19 protein-coding genes and 1 tRNA gene are annotated in these 21,167 nt (G+C 68.9%); 18 read left to right on the forward strand and 2 right to left on the reverse strand.

Annotated elements, in window-relative coordinates; all coding sequences use genetic code 11:
* Nucleotides 1-262: 262 nt before the first annotated feature.
* Entirely contained in the window at nucleotides 263-1,513 is a 1,251-nt protein-coding gene (locus tag ACF1AJ_RS14745; protein ID WP_391508015.1) for an SGNH/GDSL hydrolase family protein, read from the forward strand.
* Nucleotides 1,514-1,559: 46 nt separating this feature from the next.
* Here ACF1AJ_RS14745 and ACF1AJ_RS14750 read toward each other — a convergent pair whose 3' ends face one another.
* Entirely contained in the window at nucleotides 1,560-2,558 is a 999-nt protein-coding gene (locus ACF1AJ_RS14750; protein ID WP_391508016.1) for a diacylglycerol/lipid kinase family protein, read from the reverse strand.
* Nucleotides 2,559-2,596: 38 nt separating this feature from the next.
* Here ACF1AJ_RS14750 and serS point away from each other — a divergent pair, with 38 nt between their 5' ends.
* The 4 genes from serS to ACF1AJ_RS14770 all read left to right on the forward strand — a co-directional run bounded on the left by serS (nucleotide 2,597) and on the right by ACF1AJ_RS14770 (nucleotide 6,272).
* A complete protein-coding gene (gene serS, locus ACF1AJ_RS14755) occupies nucleotides 2,597-3,862 on the forward strand; it encodes a serine--tRNA ligase (RefSeq protein ID WP_391508017.1) in 1,266 nt (421 codons plus the stop codon).
* A complete protein-coding gene (locus ACF1AJ_RS14760) occupies nucleotides 3,859-4,662 on the forward strand; it encodes an HAD family hydrolase (protein WP_391508018.1) in 804 nt (267 codons plus the stop codon). Before serS ends, ACF1AJ_RS14760 begins: the two co-directional genes overlap by 4 nt.
* A 166-nt stretch (nucleotides 4,663-4,828) precedes the next feature.
* Entirely contained in the window at nucleotides 4,829-6,121 is a 1,293-nt protein-coding gene (locus ACF1AJ_RS14765) for an LCP family protein (RefSeq protein WP_391508019.1), read from the forward strand.
* Nucleotides 6,122-6,187: 66 nt separating this feature from the next.
* Nucleotides 6,188-6,272 (forward strand) — tRNA-Ser (locus tag ACF1AJ_RS14770).
* A gap of 13 nt (nucleotides 6,273-6,285) precedes the next feature.
* Here the strand turns inward: ACF1AJ_RS14770 and ACF1AJ_RS14775 are convergent.
* Nucleotides 6,286-7,104, reverse strand: coding sequence for a DeoR/GlpR family DNA-binding transcription regulator (locus tag ACF1AJ_RS14775; RefSeq protein ID WP_391508020.1), 819 nt, complete (start codon nucleotides 7,102-7,104; stop codon nucleotides 6,286-6,288).
* Between the two features lie 126 nt (nucleotides 7,105-7,230).
* Between ACF1AJ_RS14775 and melA the strand changes: the two genes are divergently transcribed.
* From melA to ACF1AJ_RS14840, 13 genes are all read left to right on the forward strand, one after another.
* Nucleotides 7,231-8,544, forward strand: a complete 1,314-nt coding sequence (gene melA / locus ACF1AJ_RS14780) for an alpha-galactosidase (protein WP_391508021.1) — start codon at nucleotides 7,231-7,233, stop codon at nucleotides 8,542-8,544.
* Between the two features lie 141 nt (nucleotides 8,545-8,685).
* On the forward strand, nucleotides 8,686-9,981 hold the full coding sequence (locus ACF1AJ_RS14785) for an ABC transporter substrate-binding protein (RefSeq protein WP_391508022.1): 1,296 nt from the start codon (nucleotides 8,686-8,688) through the stop codon (nucleotides 9,979-9,981).
* An 8-nt stretch (nucleotides 9,982-9,989) separates the two neighbouring features.
* On the forward strand, nucleotides 9,990-10,919 hold the full coding sequence (locus ACF1AJ_RS14790) for a carbohydrate ABC transporter permease (protein WP_391508023.1): 930 nt from the start codon (nucleotides 9,990-9,992) through the stop codon (nucleotides 10,917-10,919).
* Nucleotides 10,919-11,806 (forward strand): carbohydrate ABC transporter permease, encoded by an 888-nt coding sequence (locus ACF1AJ_RS14795; protein ID WP_391508024.1) that lies wholly within the window; start codon nucleotides 10,919-10,921, stop codon nucleotides 11,804-11,806. The genes ACF1AJ_RS14790 and ACF1AJ_RS14795 overlap by 1 nt, the downstream gene beginning before the upstream one ends.
* The gene (locus tag ACF1AJ_RS14800; RefSeq protein ID WP_391508025.1) at nucleotides 11,803-12,681 is read left to right on the forward strand and encodes a class II fructose-bisphosphate aldolase; all 879 of its coding nucleotides are present in this window, start codon (nucleotides 11,803-11,805) and stop codon (nucleotides 12,679-12,681) included. Before ACF1AJ_RS14795 ends, ACF1AJ_RS14800 begins: the two co-directional genes overlap by 4 nt.
* On the forward strand, nucleotides 12,678-14,009 hold the full coding sequence (locus ACF1AJ_RS14805) for a D-tagatose-bisphosphate aldolase, class II, non-catalytic subunit (protein WP_391508026.1): 1,332 nt from the start codon (nucleotides 12,678-12,680) through the stop codon (nucleotides 14,007-14,009). Before ACF1AJ_RS14800 ends, ACF1AJ_RS14805 begins: the two co-directional genes overlap by 4 nt.
* Complete coding sequence (locus tag ACF1AJ_RS14810; RefSeq protein WP_391508027.1) at nucleotides 14,002-15,171, forward strand: SIS domain-containing protein; 1,170 nt, start codon at nucleotides 14,002-14,004, stop codon at nucleotides 15,169-15,171. Before ACF1AJ_RS14805 ends, ACF1AJ_RS14810 begins: the two co-directional genes overlap by 8 nt.
* A gap of 2 nt (nucleotides 15,172-15,173) precedes the next feature.
* On the forward strand, nucleotides 15,174-16,133 hold the full coding sequence (locus ACF1AJ_RS14815; protein WP_391508771.1) for a BadF/BadG/BcrA/BcrD ATPase family protein: 960 nt from the start codon (nucleotides 15,174-15,176) through the stop codon (nucleotides 16,131-16,133).
* 36 nt (nucleotides 16,134-16,169) lie between these two features.
* Nucleotides 16,170-17,342: a Gfo/Idh/MocA family protein gene (locus ACF1AJ_RS14820; RefSeq protein WP_391508028.1), complete on the forward strand. Its 1,173-nt coding sequence runs from the start codon at nucleotides 16,170-16,172 to the stop codon at nucleotides 17,340-17,342.
* 91 nt (nucleotides 17,343-17,433) lie between these two features.
* A complete protein-coding gene (locus ACF1AJ_RS14825) occupies nucleotides 17,434-18,450 on the forward strand; it encodes a hypothetical protein (protein WP_391508029.1) in 1,017 nt (338 codons plus the stop codon).
* Nucleotides 18,450-19,148, forward strand: a complete 699-nt coding sequence (locus ACF1AJ_RS14830) for an ABC transporter ATP-binding protein (protein ID WP_391508030.1) — start codon at nucleotides 18,450-18,452, stop codon at nucleotides 19,146-19,148. Before ACF1AJ_RS14825 ends, ACF1AJ_RS14830 begins: the two co-directional genes overlap by 1 nt.
* Nucleotides 19,145-20,374 carry an ABC transporter permease gene (locus tag ACF1AJ_RS14835; RefSeq protein ID WP_391508031.1) on the forward strand — a complete coding sequence of 410 codons (1,230 nt, stop codon included), beginning with the start codon at nucleotides 19,145-19,147 and terminating at the stop codon, nucleotides 20,372-20,374. The genes ACF1AJ_RS14830 and ACF1AJ_RS14835 overlap by 4 nt, the downstream gene beginning before the upstream one ends.
* Nucleotides 20,375-20,423: 49 nt before the next feature.
* The gene (locus tag ACF1AJ_RS14840) at nucleotides 20,424-21,158 is read left to right on the forward strand and encodes a Type 1 glutamine amidotransferase-like domain-containing protein (protein ID WP_391508032.1); all 735 of its coding nucleotides are present in this window, start codon (nucleotides 20,424-20,426) and stop codon (nucleotides 21,156-21,158) included.
* The last annotated feature ends 9 nt before the right edge of the window (nucleotides 21,159-21,167 follow it).

Raw genomic sequence — 21,167 nt, forward strand, 5'->3', positions numbered from 1 at the left:
CGCCCGCCACAGCTGTCTCTCGGAGCGTGCGGAGGTCGCCATACACTGCGGCCACGACGGCGGTTCTCGACGCGTCGAAGCTCACCCCGACGTCGAAGACCCTATGCGTGCTCCGCGGGGTGGAGTAACACTCCCTCCCGGGCTGTTCCATCGGCGCCCGATTTCCGCTCTATAGGCGCGACTTCGGACGTCCCTCGTCATGATTCGACCCGTAGACCTCTCTGTCCAGGTGAAGCCACCTTCGACAGTCAAGGAGTCCACGATGGATCGAGACACCCCTCCGACCACCAGCGCACGATCGCCGAGACGGAGACGAGCCCGGCGCGCCTGGCCCGTCGCCGCCGTCCTCGGCCTGGCCGCGGCGGCCGTCGTCATCCCGGCGCAGGGCGCCACCGCGACCCCCGGTCCCGGCTCCTACGTGGCCCTCGGCGACTCGTATGTCGCCGGCCAGGCCCTCGACCACCTCACGGGTGCGTACCCCGAGTGCCTCCAGTCGGCGGCGAACTACCCGCGAACGGCCGCGTGGCGTGCCGGGCTTCTCGCCAACGACCAGAGCTGCTCGGGCGCGACGATCCCCGACCTCTTCGCCGCGAAGGGCGCCATCCCGGCGCAGACGGACGCGCTCAGCGCATCCACTCAGGTGGTCACCCTCTCGATCGGAGGCAACGACCTCGGGTTCTCGGCGATTCTGCGCTCGTGCCTGGCCGCCTCCGCGGACGGTCCGCTGTGGAGCGGCGAGAAGTCGTGCCGCGAGAAGTACACGGTCGGCGGAGTGGACACCCTCAGCGCCAAAGCAGCCGGCGTCGTCGCTCCGGCGGTCGGCGAGGCGGTCACCCGCATCCGTGCGAAGGCGCCGAACGCCCGGGTCGTCGTGGTGGGCTACCCGACGCTCATGCCGGATGCCGCCCACACGCCGGCGGGAGGCTGCTTCTCGCCGCTGACCTCGAGCAAGCCGGCCTTGCCGTTCGCGACCACCGACTTGGACTACTTCCACGGCGTCCAGTCGACGCTCGACATCCGTACCCAGGCCGCGGTCCGCGCAGCGGGCGCCGAGTACGTCTCGCTGCTCGCCGACACCGCCGAGCACTCGGTCTGCAGCGCGACGCCGTACATCGACGGGATCACACTCTCCGGTTTCGTGCTTTCGCCGACCTCGATGCACCCGAACCTGGCCGGTCTCGGCTACCAGGGCCGGGCCGTCGGCGCCGTGCTGAAGGCGCCGCGCGACTTCCAGGGTGTGACCGGCGCGCTGGTCTCCGTCGGTGGGACCTCCGCCGATCTGCAGATCCACGTGCCGTCGGCCACGCTGCACACCACCCCGGATATCGCGGCCGAAATCAACGGGTCGTACGTCGCCAACGTCAACGGCGAGCACGGCTGGTACGTCTGGTTCGAGAACCGCGAGGACACGCGGGTCTACCACGTGACCGTCACGGTGAGGCCGGGCGACACCGTCCGACTGCGGACGGCGACGGGCGCGGTGCAGGTGCTGACCCTGACGCCCAAGGCGTAGGGCGAGCGGGGCGGTCGCCCTCCCGGAGTCCGGGGAGGCGGCCGCGTCAGCCGACCGGGATGCCCGGGGCCTTCACGCGCAGCGCCAGCTCGTCCACTCGGAGATCGAGGCGCAGGATCTCGCCGAACGCATCCCCGTCGAGTTCGAACGGCTCCGGCGCATCCACGGCCAGTTGCACCGAGGCGCCGCGCAGGTAGCTGAGCCGGGTGCGGATCGCGCGATCGGTGAAACGGATGATCCTGCGGCCGATGCTCGACTTCCGGAGGACGCGGTTCTCCCAGGTCACCTTGCGCCAGATCGCCAGCCAGCCGAACACGGTGGCGGGTTGGACGACCGCCACGTCGAGAAGCCCGTCGTCCAGCTCGCCGTCGGGGATGAGCTCCATGTTCCCCGGCAGCGCGCCGCAGTTCGCGACCAGGATGGTGCTCACGTGCGCCGACCGCTCGTGTCCGTTGTCGAGCCGGTAGCGCACAGGGACCTTCGACGCCTTCGGGAGCGCCCGGAAGGCCGCGTCGACATACGCCAGCCAGCCGAAACGGCGCTTCAGCTGCGGCCGGGCGTTGGCGATCATCGTCGCGTCGATCCCGACACCTGCCATCACCAAGAACGCGTGCTCGGTCGCCGAGCCGTCGAGGCGGTGCGCCAGGGCGACACCGACGTCGATCCGTCGCTCTCGGCCGCTGAACGCGACGGCGCACGCCGCTTCGACGCTCGCGATCGGAATGCCCAGGTTCCGCGCCAGAAGATTGCCGGTGCCGCCGGGAATGATGCCGAGGGTCGCATCCCGTCCGCGCAGTGCCTCAGCCACGGCGCGCACGGTGCCGTCGCCACCCGCCGCGAGCACCAGGGACGCGCCCCGGGCGAGCGCCTCGCCGACCTGCGACTGTCCGCCCTCCTCCGGCGTCGTCTCGAGCCAGACCAGTTCGAACCGGCCGGCAGCGGCGGTCTCCACCGCCGCACGGACCCGCGGCACGTCGACCCGGACGGGGTTGTAGATGACGGCGGCGACGCGGCGCTGCTCCCCGTCCCGTCCGTTCACGCACATCACGCTACCTGTTCGGCATCGGTCGATAAGCTGGTCAGGTGATCGATCCCGTACTTCTCCGTGAGAACCCCGACATCATCCGGCGCTCCCAGGAGGCCCGGGGCGACTCCGTGCAGCTCGTCGACGAGGCCATCCGGGCCGACATCGAGCGCCGCGCGGCGATCACCGCCTTCGAAGAACTCCGCGCCGAGCAGAACGCGTTCGGCAAGCAGGTCGCGAAAGCGCCGAAGGAGCAGAAGAAGGAGCTCGTCGCCCAGGCGCAGCAGCTCGCCGGTCGCGTGAAGGAGGCCCAGCAGGCCGCCAACGACGCGGATGCCCGGTTCGAGCAGCTGGTCCGCAGCATCGGCAACCCGATCGTGGACGGCGTCCCGGCGGGCGGGGAGGACGACTTCGTCGTCCTCAAGACGGTCGGCGACATCCCCGAGTTCCCGTTCGAGGCGCGCGACCATCTGGAGCTGGGCGAGCTGCTCGGCGCTATCGACATGGCCCGCGGCGCCAAGGTCGCCGGTGCCCGCTTCTCCTACCTCCGCGGCATCGGCGCGCGGCTCGAGCTCGCGCTGATGAACATGGCGCTCGACAAGGCCCTGCAGAACGGATTCATCCCGCTGATCACGCCGACCCTGGTGAAGCCGGAGATCATGCAGGGCACCGGGTTCCTCGGCGCCCACGCCGACGAGGTCTACCACCTCGAGAACGACGACCTCTATCTGACCGGAACGAGCGAGGTCGCGCTCGCCGGCTACCACTCCGACGAGATCATCGAGGTCGACGAGCCGATCCGATACGCCGGCTGGTCGACCTGCTACCGGCGCGAGGCCGGCTCGGCGGGTAAGGACACCCGCGGCATCATCCGCGTCCACCAGTTCGACAAGTTGGAGATGTTCGTCTACACCCGCCCGGAGGAGGCGGAGGCCGAGCACGAGCGGCTGCTCGGCTGGCAGGAGGAGATGATGCAGGCGCTGGGTCTCAGCTACCGCGTCATCGACACCGCGGCGGGCGACCTCGGTTCGAGCGCCGCACGCAAGTACGACGTCGAGGCCTGGATCCCGACCCAGGGCCGCTATCGCGAGCTCACCTCGACCTCGAACTGCACGACCTTCCAGGCTCGCCGCCTCGACATCCGCTACCGCACCGAGAGCGGCAAGACGGCGCCGGTCGCGACCCTGAACGGCACGCTGGCCACCACGCGCTGGCTGGTCGCCATCCTCGAGACGCACCAGCAGGAGGACGGGTCGGTGCGCGTGCCGGAGGCGCTGCGCCCCTACCTCGGCGGACTGGAGCTGCTGGAGCCGACGCGTTCGTGAGCGACGACTCCCGCCTGCTGATCGCGCTCGACGTCGACGGCACGCTGATCCATGAGGACGAGACGGTCGGCGATGCCGTGCGCGCCGCCGTGACCCGGGTGCGCGACGCCGGCCACGAGGTGATGCTCGCCACCGGCCGCAGCTGGGAGACGGCGCGGCCCATCCACGAGGAGTTCGGCCTCACCAGCGAATACGTCGTCTGTGCCAACGGCGCCCTGACGATGAAACGCGACGACACCGTGGAGGGCGGTTACCGGCGTGAGTTCATCGAAGTCTTCGACCCGACCGAGGTGTTGGAGACCATCCGCCCGCACCTCCCGAGCGGCAGCTTCATGGTGGAGGGGCCGACCGGGTTCCGCCGGTACACCGAGGGCATGACCGACTGGGAGCTGGTCAACGCCGAGCAGGTGCCGTTCGAGGAGCTGCTGCAGCATCCCGCGACCCGTGTCGTCGTGGTGTCGCCCGAGCACGACACCGAGGAGTTCCTCTCGATCGTCGACCGGATGGGCCTGCAGCGGGTCAGCTACGCCATCGGGTGGACCGCGTGGCTCGACATCTCGCCGGACGGCGTGAGCAAGGCCACGGCGATGGAGCGGGTGCGGCACGCGCTCGACATCCCGCGATCGCGCGTGGTCGCGGTCGGCGACGGCCGCAACGACATCGAGCTGCTCACGTGGGCGGGTGCCGAGGGCCTCGCGGTCGCGATGGGTCAGGCGCCGGACGAGGTGAAGGCGGTCGCGACGCGATCGACAGCGCCGGTCGTCGACGACGGACTCGCGCAGGTCCTCGACGCGCTCTGACCGGCGTCCCTCGGTCGACGTCCCTCGATCTGGGGCGGCCTGCGGGCGGAGCGACGTGCGCCCATCCAGAGCATTGCCAGCCTCCCGTGCCACCCTTTAAGACGGCGTGCGCTCTTTTCCGGGCGCCCGCCTGTGAACGTGCGCACACCCGGCCGGAAGGAAGTGAATGAGCGAGATGCACACCCGCGCGCAAGCGCGAGCGCAGGAGAAGGCGGCAGGACCAGCGGTCCGCCACGGTCGACTGAAGCAGCACCATCCGCTCAAGGCACTCCTCAAGATCTTCGTCGCGGTCGTCGCCGTCTTCGGCATCACCGGCGTCTCCCTGGCGGCATACGCGGCGGTGGATGTGGTGTCCAGCGTCAAGAAGTCGGTCAAGCTGGTCGACGCGAAGGGCAAGGAGACGACGCCCGGCGTCGGCGCCATGAACGGTGCGTTCAACGTCCTCCTCGCCGGTAGCGACAGCGGCGGCGGCAACAGCGCCTACGGCGATCGTGAGGAGAACCTCAACGACGTCACCATGCTGCTGCATGTCTCCGCCGACCACCAGAACGCGACCGTCGTCAGCTTCCCGCGCGACATGTTCGTCTCCATCCCGTCCTGCCCCGACCCGAAGGGCGGCAGCTTCGACTCGATGAGCCGCCAGAAGATCAACAACTCCCTGAGCTACGGCGGCCTGGCCTGTACGGTGCTCACGGTCGAGAAGCTGACGGGTCTCGACATCCCCTACGCCGGCGTGATCGAGTTCGACGGCGTGATCGAGATGTCCAACGCGGTCGGTGGCGTGCCTGTCTGCGTCGCCGGCGACATCGAAGACCCGTACACCGGGCTGGATGTGAAGGCCGGCCAGAACGTGCTCGAGGGCTCGCAGGCCCTCGCCTTCCTCCGCACCCGTCACGGCGTGGGCGACGGCTCGGACCTCGGCCGCATCAGCAACCAGCAGGTGTTTCTGTCGTCGCTCGTCCGGACGATCAAGAGCGCCGACGTGCTGAGCAACCCCGTCAAGCTGTACGGCCTGGCGAAGGCCGCGACGAGCAGCATCACGCTCTCCGACAGCCTGAACAACCCGACGACGATCGTCTCCATGGCGATGGCCCTGAAGAACATCGACATCAGCAAGGTCGTGTTCGTTCAGTACCCGAACCACTACGTCGACGGCGGGGTCGCCCCGACGACGGATGCGGCGGACCAGCTGATGAGCGCCCTCCAGAACGATCAGCCGGTCACCCTCACGGGCGACACCGGCGTGGGCTCGGAGGCCGACCCGAACGCTCCGGCGACGCAGGCCCCGGCGACCCAGGCTCCGTCGACGCAGGCGCCGGCCACCCAGGCCCCGGCGACGCAGGCTCCGACGACCGGCACCCCCGGCGCGGGCACCGGCGGTGGCGCGGTCGAGCTCCCGTCGGACGTGCACGGCCAGACGGCGGCTCAGCACACCTGCTCGAAGCCGTTCACCGAGTGATCACCCGAGTGATCACCGTCGCTCGGGTTCGCTAGAATCGGGCGACGCCGGGTTCTCCCGGCGCCGGGAGGGCTGTCCGAGCGGCCGATGGAGCCAGTCTTGAAAACTGGTGGGCAGAAATGTCTCGTGGGTTCGAATCCCACGCCCTCCGCAGCGATCGTCGGTCACTCCTGGTCGGCGATGACGATCTGGACACCAGCGGCGCGCAGGCGCTCGAGCTCGGTGGGGTCCGCGCTGGAGTCGGTGATGAGAAGTTCCACCTGGTCCATGTCGGCGACTTGCGCCATCGCGACATTGCCGATCTTGGAGCCGTCGGCCACGACGACGGTGCGCTGTGCCTTGACGACCATCGCCCGGTTGGTGCGTGCTTCCGTCTCGTCGTGGGTGGTGACGCCCGCCTGGGCGCTGACACCGTCTGCACCCAGAACGGCCGTTCCGACGTTCACGGCGTTGAACGTGCTTTCGGCGAGAGCGCCGACGAGCTCTAACGACTGGGGGCGGAGAAAACCCCCGGTCATCGCGAGGCGGACGTCGGCGTTGCTGGAGAGCAGATTCGCGATCGTCAAGGAATTGGTGACGATGGTGATGTCACGGTGGTTCGCCAGGGCGCGCGCCACACTGGCGGTCGTCGTCCCTCCGCTGAGCGCGACGACGTAGCGGCCGGTGGGGAGTCGCCGCACCATCGCACGGGCGATCGCGCGCTTCGCCTCCTGGAAGCGCGTGTCGCGCAGCGCCACAGGGATCTCGTGGCCGCCTCGCTCCAGAGCCGTAGCACCGCCGTGGGTGCGGACGATGAGGTTCTGGTCCGCAAGGTCGGAGAGGTCCCGGCGCGCTGTCGCCGCCGAGATCCCCAGGCCGTCGGAGAGGTCGGTCAGGCTGATCGTGCCGCGCTCCGTGATCATGTCGAGGATGGCGACGAGTCGCTCGGCACGTCGGCCGGTGCTGACGCGTGCGATCAGGGATTCGGTGGTCGGGGAGAGCATCGGGGCCTTTCCGGGCTTGACGCCGAACGGACTCCGACAGCGCAAGCGATCAATCAATGTGAGCACTTTAGCCTCAAATCGCTCATTCTGTTGCGCGAAGTTGACACGGTATCGCAGGATCGCGTCATGCCACAGATCGTTTTCCTCGGCGCGGGCAGCGTCGTGTTCACTCGCCAGCTTCTCGCCGACCTGTACCGGTTCGACGACCTCCCGAGCCTGAAGATCGTGCTGCACGACATCGACGCCGAGCGGCTCGAGGTCGCGCGCGGTACGGCGGAGCAGGTGGCTTCCCGCTTCGGCCGTGCGACCGAGATCGTCGCAACGCTCGACCGCCGCGCGGCCCTCGTCGGAGCCGACTTCGTCATCAACATGATCCAGGTGGGCGGCATCGACGCCACCCGCATCGACCTCGAGGTGCCGGCAGCGGCCGGCCTGCTCCAGACGATCGGCGACACCACCGGCGTCGGCGGTGTGTTCCGCGCGCTGCGCACGTTCCCCGTGCTCTCCGGCATCGCGGCTGACATGACCGAGCTGTGCCCGGACGCGTGGTTCCTCAACTACACGAACCCCATGGCGATGAATGTCTGGTGGATGTCGGTCGTCGCCCCGCAGATCAAGACCGTCGGCCTCTGCCACAGCGTGTACTGGACCGTGCACGACCTCTGCCAGCTGATCGGGGTCCCGATGGAGGGCACGCACTACCGCGCTGCGGGGGTGAATCACCAGGCCTGGCTGGTCGAGTGGTCGCGCGACGGCGAGGACCTCTACCCCCGGCTGCGTGAGGCGATCGAGCGCGACCCCGAGCTGCTGCGCCGCGTCCGTGTCGAGATGTTCCGTCGCATCGGCTTCTACCCGACCGAGACCAGCGAGCACTCCTCCGAGTATCTCGACTGGTTCCTGCGGTCGCCCGAGCAGATCGAGCGGTTCCGCCTGAACCCGCTGGAGTACATCGGCATCTCCGAGGAGAACGTGGCCGAGTTCGTGCACGCGAAGGCAGCGCTCGCCGCCGGGGACGAACTGGAGCTGGAGGAAGGGGCGGCGGAGTACGCGCCGCAGGTCATCCACTCGATCCTCACGGGGACGGAGCGCATCATCCACGCGAACGTCGTCAACCGCGGACTCATCGACAACCTTCCCCGGGGTGCGGTGGTCGAGGTTCCGAGCCGGGTCGATGCCGACGGCGTCCACCCGCTGCCCTTCGGTTCGATCCCGGTGCAGGGCGCAGCACTGAACCGCACGTACCTCTCCGTCGCCGAGCTGACCATCGAGGCGGCGCGAACCGGCGACCCGGAGCTGGTCCGCCGGGCCGTGCTGACCGACCCCAACGCCTCCTCGACGCTGACACCCGAACAGATCTGGGCCCTGTGCGACGAACTCACGGCGCGGCACGCACCCCTGCTGCCGGTCGCGCTGGGCGGCACGCTCGCCGAGTCCCGCTGACCGACCGGCAGAAACGATCAGCCGAGCGGACCACACCGACCAGCACCACCTGTCCAGTCGATCGTGCCGGGTTCACCCGGCACCGGCATCCTGCAGAATCCGAGAGAGGAACAGACGATGAAGTCCCCGTCACGAAAGCGCATGCTCCGAACGACCGGCGTGGTCGCCGCCGCGGCCGTCCTTGCCGCCCTGGCCGGATGCAGCGGCTCACAGGGCGCCACGACGCTCGATCCCAAGGCGAAGACGACCATCCAGGTGTGGTCGGGCCAGGCCGACGCCGCGGAGAAGATCATGGAGTCGCTGGCCGCAGAGTTCGAGAAGCTCCACCCGAACGTGTCGATCGACCTCTCGCCGGGCGCCTCGTCCACCGACCAGCTGCTCCAGAAGCTCTCAGCCGGCTTCGCGGGCAACCAGTATCCCGACATGTCCTACGCCTTCGGCTCGTGGGCTGGGCAGCTCGAGTCCACCGGCCGGACGCTCGACATCACCGACGAGGTCAAGAAACCCGAGGTGAAGTGGGATGAGTTCACCACAGCCGCCCGCGGGACCGCCCAGCCGAGCGGCAAGAAGACCATCGGCTTCCCCGCAGTCGTCGACAACATCGGCCTCCTCTACAACAAGACCCTCTTCGACAAAGCCGGCCTCGCGTACCCGACGGACGACTGGACCTGGGACGACTTCCGCGAAGCCGCGAAGAAGCTGACCGACAGCGCCAACCACGTTTACGGCTACGGATACTCGGTCTCCGGTAGCGAAGAGACGACCTGGCAGTTCTGGCCGCACCTGTGGCAGGCCGGTGGCAGCATTCTGAACAAGGATGCGACGGAGGCCGAGTTCGCGTCGCAGGCCGGTGTCGACTCGCTCACCTTCCTCCAGAAGATGGCGGTCGACGACAAGAGCGTGTACCTCGACCAGACCGACACGAAGTTCGGTCAGCTTTTCACCAGCAACCGGATCGGGATGATCACCTCCGGCCCCTGGCAGCTGTCCGACCTGAAGACCGGGGGAACGAACTACGGCGTCGTGCAGCTCCCCGGCACGAACGGCGACCATCAGACCGTGTCCGGACCGGACATCTGGGCGCTGTTCGATCACAAGGACAAGAACCGCGCATACTGGGCCACCCAGTTCGCGCAGTGGCTGACATCGGCCGAGCAGGACGAGCGTTTCAACGTCGCCCTGGGCAACCTCCCCCTGCGGTCCTCCGAGGCGGGATCCGACGCCGTGAAGGAGGAGGCGAAGGCCTTCCCCGGCTATGAGGTGTTCGTGGCGAACTCCGACAACGTGAAGAACACCCGGCCGACCACCACCGGCTACGCGGGCCTCTCCGTCGCGATCGGCAAGTCCATCTCCCAGGTGCTGCAGGGCGAAGGACAGCCCGGGGATGCGCTCAAGCAGGCCGCCCGCGCTGCCGACGTCGCGCTGAGCAAGAAGTAGGGGCGGCCATGGCAGACAGCATCGCGCCGGCAGCGGCGCCGACCAGGTCCCGGCGGCTGTCGGGCCCCGGCTGGAAGGCATCGCTGACAGGATGGGGGTTCGTCGCCCCCGCGACCGTCATCATCCTGGGTCTCTCCATCTTCCCGGCCCTGTGGGCGTTCGTGCTCTCACTCCAGAGCTGGGATGGGTTCAGCGAGCCGACCTGGGTGGGCGCCGACAACTACACCGCTCTGATGTCGGACGCCGATTTCGGCAACTCCGTCCTCAACACGGTGGGGTTCACCCTGCTGTTCGTGCCGGCGTCTGTGCTGCTCGGGCTGTTCCTCGCGGTGGCGCTGAACCGGCGGATCCGGTGGATGGGGTTCTACCGCACCGCGATCTTCGTCCCGTTCGTCGCGTCGGCGGCGTCCACCGGCATCCTGTCGACCTACCTGTTCAGCCCGCAGTTCGGCCTGGTCAACAACGTCCTGCGCGTGCTGCACCTGCCGCAGCAGGGGTGGCTGGACGACCCGCATCAGGCCATGCTCGTGATCGCGATCATGTCACTGTGGGGGTCGGCCGCGTTCACGACGGTCATCTACCTGGCAGCGCTCCAGGATGTCCCTGCCGACCTCATCGAGGCGGCCCGCATCGACGGCGCCAACCGCTGGCAGACCTTCTGGCGCATCGTCTGGCCGCAGCTCGCTCCTGTCACCGTCTTCGTCGGCATCTGGCAGACCATCCAGGCCATTCAGCTGTTCGACCTCGTGTACACGACGACCCGTGGCGGCCCGCTGGACGCCACACGGACGATCGTCTACTTCCTCTACGACAGGGCGTTCCACGCCCTGCAATTCGGCTACGGGTCGGCCGCCGCCTACGTGCTCTTCGCGGTCACCCTGCTCATCACGATCGGCGTCGTCGTCTTGCAGCGGCGGCGGGGCTCGGAGGCGTTCTGATGGTGACGGTACTCGATGAGGTCTCGCAGGCCTCGACACAGATCGCGCGGGAGACCGCTCAGCGTCCCGCGAAGCGGTCACGGATGAGCGGGTGGCATTTCGTGCTGCTTCCCATCGCGATCCTCTTCCTGGTGCCCTTCCTGCAGATGGCGCTGGCGTCCTTCTCCCCGGCGAAGGAGCTGGTCGCCTTCCCGCCTCCGTTCATCCCGTCCCACTTCACGCTGGACGGGTACGCCAAGCTCTTCGGCCAGACCGACATCCTGCTGTGGCTCGGCAACACCGTCGTCGTCTCCGCGACCGCGATCGTCTCCAACCTCATCCTGTGCTCGCTCGCCGGTTACGGATTCGCGAGGCTGCGGTTCAAGGGCCGCAACTTCGGGTTCCTGATGATCCTCGCGACCATCATGATCCCGACACAGCTGCTGATGATCCCGACGTACATCCTGTTCGCGAAGCTCGGCCTGCTGAACGGTCTGGGCGCGGCCATCGTCCCCTGGTTGGCGACGGCGTTCGGGATCTTCCTGATGCGGCAGTTCTTTCTCACCCTGCCGGTCGAGCTGGAGGAGGCCGGTGCGATCGACGGCTGCAATCGCTGGCAGATCTTCTTCCGGATCGTGCTCCCGCTGGCGCGCCCCGCGCTCGCGACCCTCGCGATCTTCACCCTGCTCGGCGCATGGAACGACCTCGTCTGGCCGCTCATCGCGATCAACAACACGTCGTCCTTTACGCTGCAGCTCGGCATCGCGAACTTCCAGGGCGCCCACCAGACCGACTGGAGCCTCATCATGGCGGGCAATGTGATCGCCACCCTGCCGCTGATCCTGTTCTTCCTGTTCGCTCAGCGGCAGTTCATCGCGACCATGACATTCTCGGGATTGAAGGGATGAGCCGGACGACGACTCGTGAGCTCGTCGACGACGCGGTCTCCCGCAACGGCGCCGTGCTCGCGTTCAATGTGATCACGCTCGAGCACGCAGAAGGTATCGTCACGGGCGCGGAGACGGCCGGCACCCCGGTTCTGCTGCAACTCAGCGAGAACGCGATCCGGTATCACGGCGGTCGGTTCGCGCCGCTGCTGGCGGCATGCGATCGCCTGGCGGACGAGAGCGCGGTGCCCGTCGGCCTCCACCTCGACCACATCCAGGACGCGCAGCTCAGCGAAGAGCTCATCTCGTTCGCGGGAGCCCTCGGCGCAACCTCCATCATGGTGGACGAAGCTCACCACGACTACGCGCAGAACGTCGCCCGCACGGCAGCATCGGCCCGGCGCGCGCACGAGCGCGGGCTGTGGGTCGAGGCGGAGCTCGGCGCGATCGGCGGCAAGGACGGCGCGCACGCGCCCGGGGTGAGGACCGACCCCGGCGAAGCCGCCTCGTTCGTGGAGGCGACCGGCGTGGACGGGCTGGCCGTGGCGGTGGGCTCGTCGCACGCGATGACGACCGCCGACGCACGGCTCGACCTCCCGCTGATCTCCGAGCTGGCCCGCGCGGTCACCGTGCCGCTTGTGCTGCACGGATCCTCCGGTGTCCCGGTTGAGACGCTCGCCGCGGCCATCTCCTCCGGCATCCGCAAGGTCAACGTCGGCACCGCGCTGAACGTGGCCTTCACGGGCGGGGTCCGCTCGTTCCTCGACTCGGACTCCGCAGCGAACGACCCGAGGCGCTACCTGGCTCGAGGCCGCGACAACATCGCCGAGACGGTGGCCGCGCTCTGCGAGCAGCTGGTCGCGCCGGTTCCGACCACGTACGAGGGAGCACGATGAACGACCACCTGTGGGACACGATCCGGAGGCACAAGGCGGGAGAACCGGTGGGGATCTACTCGATCTGCTCCGCCCATCCCGTCGTGCTGGAGGCTGCCATCGCTCAGGCCTCGGCCGACGCCGGCTACGTGCTCATCGAGGCGACCTCCAACCAGGTCGACCAGTTCGGCGGCTATACCGGTATGCGACCCGCGGACTTCCGCGCGCTCGTCTACGCGATCGCCGACGAGCAGGGTTTCCCGCACGAGCGCATCGTGGTCGGCGGCGACCATCTGGGACCGAACCGGTGGCAGCACCTGCCCGCCGAGCAGGCCATGGCCAACGCCGACGCTCTCGTCGCCTCCTACGTCGAGGCCGGGTACACCAAGATCCACCTCGACTGCAGCATGTCCTGCGCCGGCGACCCTGTGCCGCTCGGCGACGAGCTTGTCGCGTCCCGCAGTGCGCGTCTCCTGCGCGTCGCGGAGGAGACTGCCCGCAGCACGGGGCAGTGGGGCCGCCAGCTCTACGTGATCGGTTCCGAGGTGCCTGTGCCGGGAGGTGCGCACGAGACCCTCGACGAGCTCACGCCCACCGCCCCCGAGGCGGCGCGGGAGACGCTCCGTCGCCACCGTGAGGCGTTCGAGGCTGCCGGCGTGCTCGACGTCTGGCCGCGGATCGTCGCGCTGGTCGTGCAGCCGGGCGTCGAGTTCGACCACCTCCAGGTCATCGACTATCAGCGGTCCCGCACGGAGGCGCTGCGCGAGGTCCTCGACGGCGAGCCGGGCATGGTCTTCGAGGCGCACTCGACCGACTATCAACTGGAGTCTCGGCTCAGCGAGCTGGTGCAGGACCACTGGGCGATCCTCAAGGTCGGGCCCGGGCTCACGTTCGCCATGAGGGAGGCGTTGTTCGCTCTCGCCGCCATCGAGGACGAGCTGGTCCCTGACGCCGAGCGCTCGAAACTGGTCGAGGTGATCGAGGGGCGGATGCTCGCCGAGCCCGGAAACTGGCAGAACTACTACGAGGGCGACGCCGACGAGCAGCGGATCGCCCGCCGCTACAGCTACAGCGACCGGCTCAGGTACTACTGGTCCGATCCCGCGATCGAGGAAGCCGAGAACACGCTGTACGCCAATCTCTCGCGGCGACCCGTGCCGCATCCGTTGATCGGACAGTTCCTGCCGGACCAATACGCCCGGGTGCGTGCGGGCGAACTCGAGCCGACACCGCGTGCGCTGGTGCTCGACAAGATCCGCGACGCCCTTCGGCCGTACGCCGCCGCCACCCTCCGACCGATCCACGCTTTCTCAACAACCGCTACAAACCAGGGAGACCTCCTTGCCTGAATCACGCTCCGTCACCACCGAACGCGCCGAGAGCGAAGGCTCACGGTTCACCATCAGAGAGATCAGCCACCAGCCGGAGGTATGGCACCAGGTCGCGACGGGTATCGCGGCCGATCGGTCTCGCATCGACGAGTTCCTCGCACCACTGCTGGCGCGACCCGATCTGCGCATCGTCCTGACCGGCGCCGGCACCTCCGCGTTCGTCGGGGGCGTCGCCGCTCCCGAACTGTCCCGCCTCCTCTCGCGGCGCATCGAGGCGATCGCAACGACGGACCTCGTGTCCAACCCGCGTGAGTTCCTGGCTGAGGACGTGCCGACACTCCTCGTGTCGTTCGCCCGCTCGGGCAACAGCCCGGAGAGCGTCGCCGCAACCCGCTTGGCCGACGAATGCCTCAGCGACGTCAGCCACCTGATCGTGACGTGCGACCCCGCGGGCCAGCTCAATCAGGAGCACCGCGGCCTCGAGCATTCGTGCGTCCTGCTCATGCCGGCCGGTGCCAACGACCAGGGCTTCGCCATGACGTCGAGCTTCACCTCGATGCTGCTGTCCGTGCTCCTGGTGTTCGGCGGCGACGTCCAGACGGTGGAGCCCCTGATCCGTGCTGCCGAGGGGCTCGTCGGCCCGGGCTGGGATGCGATCGCCGACCTCGCCGCACCCGACTGCGACCGCGTGGTGTACCTGGGCAGCGGACCGCTGACGGCGCTCGCCCGCGAGTCCGCGCTCAAGCTCCTCGAACTCACCGCCGGACGGGTGGTGAGCCACTACGACTCGTCGCTGGGTTTCCGGCACGGACCGAAATCCGTGCTCAACGACCGGACCCTCGTGGTCGTCTTCCTCTCTTCGGACGAGTACACGCGTCGGTACGACCTGGACATCGTCGCCGAGCTTCGTGACACCATCGACCCGGCTCGGGTCGTCGCGGTAGCCCCGGACGGCGTCGTCGCGCAGGGAGACCGGCCGGTCACGTTCGACGGGCTCGACGGAGTGAACGACGCGTACCTCGCGAGCGTGTATGTCGTCGTAGCGCAGATCCTGGCACTGTCGTTCGCGCTCCGCGTCGGCACGACTCCGGACAACCCGTTCCCGGACGGGAACGTCAACCGCGTCGTAAAGGGCGTGCGGCTCTACCCGCTCGGCGGCGACGGAAGCGGGCGCGGGTGAGCATGTACCTCGGCATCGACGGAGGCGGCACGAAGACCGCCTTCGTTCTGCTCGACTCCGACGGCACCGTGGCCGCCCGCTCCCGGCAGCCGAGCAGCGACTATTACCGACTAGGGGTGGAGACGGTGACACGGACGCTCGCGGACGGCGTCGACGACGTGTGCCGGCAGGCCGGGATCGACCCCGGTCAGCTCGATTTCACCGTCGTCGGCATGCCGGGATACGGCGAGGTCGGCGCGGACGTCCCGGTGCTCGACGCCGTCCCGATGTCGGTGCTCCGCAGCGACCGCTATCTGTGCGTCAACGACATGGTGTGCGGGTGGGCCGGGTCGCTGTGCGCCGGCGACGGTATCAACGTCGTCGGCGGCACCGGGTCGATGACGTACGGCGAGCGCGAGGGAGCGGGCGTGCGCGTCGGCGGCTGGGGCGAGGTGTTCGGCGACGAAGGCTCGGGCTATTGGATCGCCACCCGCGGCCTCAACGCATTCACGCGGATGAGCGACGGACGGCTCCCTCGCGGTCCGCTGCACGAGTTGATGCGCGAACGGCTCGGGGTCCGAACCGACCTCGACGCGATCGGCCTGGTGCTCACCGACTGGCAGAAGGAGCGGACACGGATCGCTGCGCTGTCGACGTCGGTCGCCGATGCCGCCGCCGCCGGCGACACGGTCGCCGCACAGATCCTCGCCGACGCCGGGACGGAGTTCGCTGAGATGGTCGACGCCACCCGCGTCGCGCTCGGGTACCGGGACGGTGAGACGATCGCCGTCTCCTACTCCGGGGGCGTTTTCCGCTCTGAACCGGTTCTCGCGGCTTTCGGGCGGTCGCTCGACGAGCTGTACGACGGCTACGACCTCCGTGTCCCGGTCTTCGAGCCGGATATCGGCGCCGCGCTCTACGCCGCGAAGGTCTCTGGAAGCCCTCTGAGCGACGATGCGTTGGGCCGGATTCCGCGGCGATGACCCCCTCCCGCAAACACCTCCTGAAGGGATGACCACATGACCGACCTGAGAATCGGCGTGATCGGCTATGGCAACCGCGGCGAAATCGCCCGTGAAGCACACCGCCCGGGCGGTGGCGCGGTCGTCGTCGGCATCTGCGATCGTGACGACGGCGCTCGTGCTCGCGCTCGTGAGGACTTCTCCGATGCGCAGGTCACCGGGAGCCTCGATGCGCTCCTGAGCCTCGGCCTGGACGCCGTCATGGTGCTCACGCCGGACGACCGGCATGCTGACGTCGCGATCCCGGCGCTCGAAGCAGGAGTGGCGGTGTTCTGCGAAAAGCCGCTGGCGACATCCATCGAAGACTGCGACCGCATTCTCGAGGCCGCCCGCAGGACCGGTTCGCGCCTGTACGTCGGACACAACATGCGTCACATGCCCGTGATCACGCTGATGCGCCGGCTGATCCTCGAGGGCCGCATCGGCGAAGTGAAGGCCGTCTGGTGCCGGCACTTCGTCGGAAACGGAGGCGACTACTACTTCAAGGACTGGCATGCAGACCGGTCGAAATCCCTGGGACTCCTGCTGCAGAAGGGCGCTCACGACATCGACGTGATCCACTGGCTCGCAGGGGGATACTCCAGCACGGTGCAGGCGATGGGCGCACTCGCCGTGTACGGCGCCTTGACCGACCGCCGGGACCGGTCGGGGGAGCGGATGCAGGACTGGTTCAGCCTCGACAACTGGCCGCCCTCCTCGGCGGAAGGCCTCAACCCGGTGATCGACGTCGAAGACATCTCCCAGGTGAACCTCGCGCTCGACAACGGCGCGCTCGCCTCCTACCAGCAATGCCACTTCACCCCCGACTACTGGCGCAACTACACCGTCATCGGAACCGAGGGGCGCTTCGAGAACTTCGGCGATACGGCCGGCTCGGAAGTGCGACTGTGGAATCGTCGGCACGAGGGCGCAGCCCCAGCCGATGAGACCTTCATCGTCGACGGCGGGATCGAAGGCCACGGAGGCGCGGACGCGCTCATGATCTCGGAGTTCCTCGACTTCGTGCGCGAGGGCGGGGACACCCTCACGTCACCCGTGGCCGCGAGGAACGCGGTCGCCGCCGGTGTGACGGCCACGGCATCCTTGCGAGGCGATGGCCGTACGCTTCCGGTGCCCGCGCTGAGCGACGACCTCACGAGCTATTTCACTTCGGGTCAGCGCCCTCGCTGAACGGAGCGCTACACCAGCGCAATAGTGCAAGCAGCGCGAGTCAGCCCAAAGGATGATGAGATCGCTTTGCTGCCTCGGCCAGACTGAACGAATGAGTGTGTCGTCCCCTGGCGTGATGCGCCGCTGGGTGTTCCCCGTCCTCCGCCTCGTCGTTTTCGCCGCGATCGCGGCCGCCCTGGTGAAGCTCGCGTTCTTCAGCGGTGCGACCGCCGGAGCGGACGGGATCAGTCCGACGGGAGTCGTCTCCGAGCCGACGACGACGGTCGCGAGCGGGTCGATCCGCAACGACCTCACTCTTGACGCGACCGTGTTCGCGGATGCGGCGGCCCCGGTGCGGGCCACCGCGGCGGGCGAGGTGACGAAGGTCGCCGTGGCGCAGGGCGCCGCGGTCGACGCCGGAACCCCCGTGGCGGTCGTCAAGCAGCAGCTCGCCACGCCCGCGGCGGACGGCAGTCCGCGGTACGGCACGGTGACGATCACCGCGGGAGCGACCGGGACGGTGTCCGCGGTCGACGTGCTCGTCGGTCAGCAGGTCGCCGTAGGGGATGTGCTCGCCCAGGTGGCTCCGCCGACGTTCAACGTGACCGGGTCGATCGCCGCCGTGCAGCAGTACCGTCTGCTGAGCAAGCCGACGGAGGCGAAGGTGACCATCGCGGGCGGGCCGGCGCCGTTCACGTGCACCGGCCTCAGTGTCAGCGCACCGCTGGCAGGCGCGAGCGCCGGGTCCGACGGGTCGGCGCAGGCCCCGGCAGCATCCACGGGCTCGCCCTCCGGATCCGGATCAACCGGCGGCCCGAGCGTGCGTTGCGCGGTGCCCGCGGATGTGACGGTCTTCGCCGGTCTGGCGGCCAAGCTGACCATCAGTGCCGGCTCGGCCGACGACGCACTCCTCGTTCCCGCGACGGCCGTCGAGGGAGCCGGTGCGGCCGGGACGGTGTACCGGCCGGCCGCCGATGGAGGCGCTCCGACGGCCGTGAAGGTGCAGTTGGGGATCTTCGACGGTCAGCAGGTGCAGATCGTCTCCGGGCTGAAGAAGGGTGACGAGATCCTGCAGTTCGTCCCGTCCAAGGTCGACGAGCAGGCGGCGGCGAACGGTATCAGCGGCTGATGGCGATCCTGGTGCTCGACGGGGTCACCCGCGTGGTGGAGATCCCGGATGCCGAGCCTCTGCACATCCTGCGCGGGGTCGACCTCGTCGTCGATGCCGGCGAACACGTCTCGATCGTCGGCCGGAGCGGGTCCGGCAAGTCGACGCTGCTCAACATCCTCGGGCTGCTCGACGAGCCGACGGGCGGTAGCATCCGGTTCGATGACGTTCCGGTGCAGCGGATGTCGGCGGCGGAGCGGGACAAGCGCAGGGGCCGGGAGGTGGGGTTCATCTTCCAGCAGTTCAATCTCCTGCCCGGCCGCACGGCGGCCGAGAACGTCGCGACCCCTCTGCTGTACGCCGAACCGCACCGGTTCTGGCGTCGCCGGCGTCTGGCGCTCGAGATGCTCGACAGGGTCGGGTTGGCCGACCGGGCCGACTGGCTGCCGAGCAGACTCTCGGGCGGCGAGCAGCAGCGCGTCGCGATCGCTCGGGCACTCGTCCGCGAGCCGCGTGTGATCCTCGCCGATGAGCCGACGGGAGCTCTGGATGTAGAAACGGGTCAGGCGGTCATGGGGCTGCTCGACGGCGTGGCCCGCGACAGCAGGGCCGCCCTCGTGACGATCACACACGATCCGCACATCGCCGCACTGGCCGACCGCCGCCACCGGCTCGACGGCGGCGTCCTGCATCCCGCCGAGGTCGAGGCCGTCCGGTGAGGGCCCTGACGTCGGTCTACAGCGTCCTCGTGGAGGCGTGGTCGGAGTTCCGGGTCTACCGGGCGCGGGTGCTGATGGCGATCGTGGGTGTCGCGGTCGCGATCATGGCGCTCACCTCCATCGCGGCCATTTCGGCGGTCGCTCAACAGGGCGTGGTCGAAGGGCTCGAACGCGGTCAGGGGCGGCCGGCGATGATGAACATCAGCTTGCCGTACTCCGAAGACGGCCAACCGCTCACCACGGATGAGGAGTTCGGCCCCCTGGTGACCGACGCACTCGCCCGGTACCAGGTGAGCTACTCGACGCGCCAGGGATATGCGCAGCCGGTCGTGCGTGGGTTGCCGCCGGACGCCAACCTCAGCGGCCAGCTGGTCGATCCGGACTACGCGGTGATGTTCCGCACCCGGATGGTCTCCGGGAGCTGGTTCTCCGCGCGCGATGCCGACCGGCTCGTGCCCGCGGTGGTCATCAACGAGGGCTTGTGGCGTCTGCTCGGCTCACCCGACGTGGCCTCGCACCCGATGCTGCACCTGATCAGCCCGGCATCCGTCGACGCGGTGGTCGTCGGGGTGGCCGCGGGAGGGGACGAGCACCTGGCCCAGCTGTGGATGCTCTACGACGCCTACCGGGCGCTCCAGCCTCCCGGCGCGGCCGGGGGAGACGCGGGCTCGACGCAGTACTTCGCCTGGGTGCCGCCCGAGGTCGCTGGTCCGCTGTCGGAACGTCTCTCCGTCGATCTCTCGCGCGCCGTCGGCAATGGTGCAACGGTGAGCGTGAACCGACAGGACTACCAAGCTGCGGACGGCCCGGACCCGCTGCTCTTCCTGAAGATCGTCGGCGGCGCCGGCGCGGGCCTCATCCTGCTGCTCGGCGCCCTGGGACTCCTGAACATCTCGATGGTGACCGTCCGAGCGCGCATCAGGGAGATCGGGATCCGGCGCAGCTTCGGCGCGACGGCGGGTCGCGTGTTCGCCGGGGTCATGATGGAGTGCGTCGTCGCGACCGCAGTGGCCGGAGTCATCGGGGTGATGGTCGCGATCCTCGCGCTCGAGAACCCGGTCGTCACCGGCTTCCTGCACCGCCAGGGCCTTCAGGACGTTCCGGCGTTCCCCCTCTCCGCCGCGGCGTTCGGGATGCTGATCTCCGTCGGCGTCGGCGCACTCGCCGGGCTGTTGCCCTCCATCGTCGCCGTCCGGGTGAGGCCGATCGACGCCATCCGGTATTGACCGGGCTCGGTCTGGTATCCCGCGGCGCGAGACGCCGTACAGTTGCGGGATGAGCGTCCACCTCGTCGGCGGCGGTGCATTGGAACCGTCAGACGCGCCGCTGTACGCGCCCTTCCTCGCTGAAGCGACCGCACGCGCCCACGCTGACGGACGTGCGGTGCCTCGGATCGCGATCGTGTCGATCCATCCCGGCGGTCCGGAGCGGGCCGAGGTGCTCCGCCGGGTGCTCGCGGCGGCCGGTGAGGTCGAGGTGCATGTGACGAGCTCGTACGGCGGTGAGGAGCTGTCGCCGAGCGCGATCGCCGAGGTCGACGGCATCCTGGTCGGCGGCGGCATCGTCGAAGCCGTGCGGGAGGGGCTCGAACCGCTGTTCGGCGAGCTCCGCCGCCTGGTCGCTGCGGGCGTGCCCTATCTCGGCGTCTCGGCCGGTGCCATGGTGGCAGCTGAGCGAGCGCTCGGCGGCGGGTCCCGCATCCACGGCGTGCTCGTCTGCCCGGAGGATCCGTCCGAGCCGGGGATCGAACTCGAGGTGGCGCCGGGCATCGGACTCGTCGACGGTTCGGTCGACGCGCACGTGGCACAGCGCGGCACGCTCTCGAGACTGGTCGCCGCCGTGGAGTCCGAGCTTACCGACGGTGGGCTCGGCGTCGACGAGCGCACCGTGTTGATCGTCGGCGACAAGGGTCTTCGGGTCGAGGGCAGCGGCAGCGTGTGGAGGGTGCGGTCGTCCGGCGGTGGCGTGTCGGTGTCGGTGATCGCCGCAACGACTGGCGAAGTCCGCTAACGCCTCGTC

Source organism: Leifsonia sp. NPDC014704, assembly GCF_043083605.1.
Taxonomy (GTDB): domain Bacteria; phylum Actinomycetota; class Actinomycetes; order Actinomycetales; family Microbacteriaceae; genus Leifsonia.